At 67.7% G+C, this 2,302-nt stretch carries 3 protein-coding genes; all 3 read right to left on the reverse strand.

Translation table 11 applies throughout. From position 1 onward, the window contains the following. Positions 1 to 76 precede the first annotated feature (76 nt). From IQ216_RS13470 to IQ216_RS13480, 3 genes are read right to left on the reverse strand one after another with little or no spacing between them, the layout of a single operon-like run. The gene (locus IQ216_RS13470; protein WP_193815878.1) at positions 77 to 328 is read right to left on the reverse strand and encodes a carboxysome peptide B; all 252 of its coding nucleotides are present in this window, start codon (positions 326 to 328) and stop codon (positions 77 to 79) included. Beyond that, positions 328 to 624, reverse strand: coding sequence for a carboxysome peptide A (locus IQ216_RS13475; RefSeq protein ID WP_186696633.1), 297 nt, complete (start codon positions 622 to 624; stop codon positions 328 to 330). The genes IQ216_RS13470 and IQ216_RS13475 overlap by 1 nt, the downstream gene beginning before the upstream one ends. Position 625: 1 nt before the next feature. After that, complete coding sequence (locus IQ216_RS13480) at positions 626 to 2,197, reverse strand: carboxysome shell carbonic anhydrase (RefSeq protein ID WP_193815879.1); 1,572 nt, start codon at positions 2,195 to 2,197, stop codon at positions 626 to 628. Between the last annotated feature and the right edge of the window lie 105 nt (positions 2,198 to 2,302).

Below are 2,302 nucleotides of genomic sequence, written 5' to 3' on the forward strand. Positions count from 1 at the left end.
GCCAGGCCATGGCCACACCGACCACCCGATCGACCGGCAAATCCGCCGCGGGAAGCAGCAGCCGTCGGGGCGTCAGCTAGCCATCGGGTTCCCAGAAATCAATGATTCCGGAGATGGTCAGATCGATCTGGGCATCGGGGATACCACAGGCGAAACGGGCGGCGGAGCCGCTGGAGGTGAACACCCAGTTGCCGACGGAGGCGCCGACGGGATCGACGGCCACTGAGAGCTTGCCTTTGACGTTGCGCAGCACCCTCAGGTTCCAATGGCCCATGCCACTGACCCGCTGGCTGCAGACGAGGGAGCCGGTCACCTGCATGATCTCCATCAGGTGCCTGCTCCCGGTTCCGAGCTGGGCGGTGGGGCCGCCGGTTTGGGGGCGTCGGGATCCCAGTGGTCGATGATCCCCACGATCGTGAGATCGCTGGGGTACGACTTGCTGCCGGCGGCTTCTCGGGCCGCCGAACTGCCCACGCAGATCACCCAGTCACCGGGGATGCAGCCCACGGCGTCCACCGCCACTTTCTTGGTGCTGCCATCCAGCACCACCTGCAGCAGCTTGTGCTCGAAACCGGGAATGCGGTTGGTGGAGACCAGGGGTTTGAGCACCTTGCAGATCAGCATCTCAATGACCTCCCGTGGCGGCGAACACGATGGTGGAGGCCACGATTTCGGCGGGAATGTGGCGATCCTGGTCGCGGATGGTGAGCAGGGCGTGCAGCAGGCCCTGCTGGCAGAGCTCGGCGTAGCGGCTCTCGATGGCGGCCTGCACCCGCTGGCAATGGCGCACGGCCCGCTCCCGGGCACCGGGCACCTGGCCGTGGTAGTCGAAGCGCACCACCACGGGCACCGGCAGGCCCCGGGACACATTCAGCCCCCGGAAGATCTTCACGCCCACATCCAGGTCTGCGGCGCCCTCTTCCACGGTGTCCATGTAGGCGAAGTAGGTGAGGTTGCGCAGATGGATTTCCTTGAAGCCGATCCCCACGCCGATGAAGCGCTCCGCATGGCTGGCGTCGTCGTAGGCGCCGCCATGGAACTGGCGCACGTAGTCGATCTGGGAGATGTTGTGCTCCAGAAGGCGGGCCACGAGGCTCACCATGCCGGGGTCAGGGGCGGAGGCCGCGGCCTGCCGCACCATCTGCTGCACCTGTTGGCGGGCCTGCTCTCGGTTCAGGTCGGCGGTGGCGGCATAGACGTCCTGGGCATCCAGCCAGCGCTCCAGGTTGGTGCTGCCATCCATGCCCGGTACATGCACCCGGATGGCATCGGTGTCGGTGTCGATGCCCAGCAGCAGCAGATCCACCGAGGCCCCGCAGCAGAAGCTGTTCTCCACCGCCTGCTGGAAGTCCTGCAGCCGCAGGAGCCCGCAGGAGGCCGCCAGGCTGTCGTCGCTGCCATGGGCGGCGCAGCCCTCATGGCTTGGATCCCTGGAACTGAAGTGGTACATCGCCACCTTCAGGTAGCGGGTGTCGGCATGGGCGAGATTGGGGATCCCCTCCCGATAGCGGAGGTGCTCGGTCTTCACCCAGCGGTTCACCGTGTTCTCCACATCGAACAGGGCACCGGCGTGGGGCCGGCGCCGCACAGAACTGAACGGCAGCCTCAGGCCATAGGCGATGGCGTGGGCCAGGCGTCCGTCGGCACAGGGGGTGATGTCGAGCAGGTGGAAGCCACACTCCAGCAGGAAGGCATTGAAGGCCTGGGAGGCCTCACTGCCGGCCTGGCCGCCAAGGGGATCCCGGTTGAAAAAGGCGGCGCTGGTCTGCTCGTAGGTCTCGAACACACACCAGGCAAACAGGGTGCGCATGTCGAGCTGGCTCACCCAGGCGGTTTCCAGGATCGGCAGGGGCAGGGCATAGCCCAGCTGGTCCTGGGCGATCGCCTGGGCCTGGTCCACGAAGTTGTCCTCGTGCTGCAGACCTGACAGCTGCTTGAGCACCGGCACGATGCGGTCGAAGGCCTGCTTCACTCCCTCGTCGTAGGCCTTCAGCGCCCGGTTGGCGTCCAGATCGGTGAGCGGATGGGTGCTGGAGCCGCGCCCGGCGCTGGCCTCGGCCCGGCTGGGGAAGGAACTGCTGAAGGCTGCTGTGCGCGTTCCGGACCGGCCGAGGCTGTTGGCCTTTGAACCGGAGAGGCGGGTCCGCTGCGCCCGGCTGGCGCCGCTCGGCGTTGCTGCAGGCCGGGCGGCCTGCATGGCGGCCCTGGCCCGGGTGCCCCGCAGGGGAACCGCGGGCTGGGCGCCGCTGTCAGCAGGGAGGATCTCCGGATCGCGGCTGGATCCCGGGCGGCGGCGCTGGGC

Origin of the sequence: Cyanobium sp. LEGE 06143, from assembly GCF_015207535.1 — a bacterium.
Taxonomy (GTDB): domain Bacteria; phylum Cyanobacteriota; class Cyanobacteriia; order PCC-6307; family Cyanobiaceae; genus NIES-981.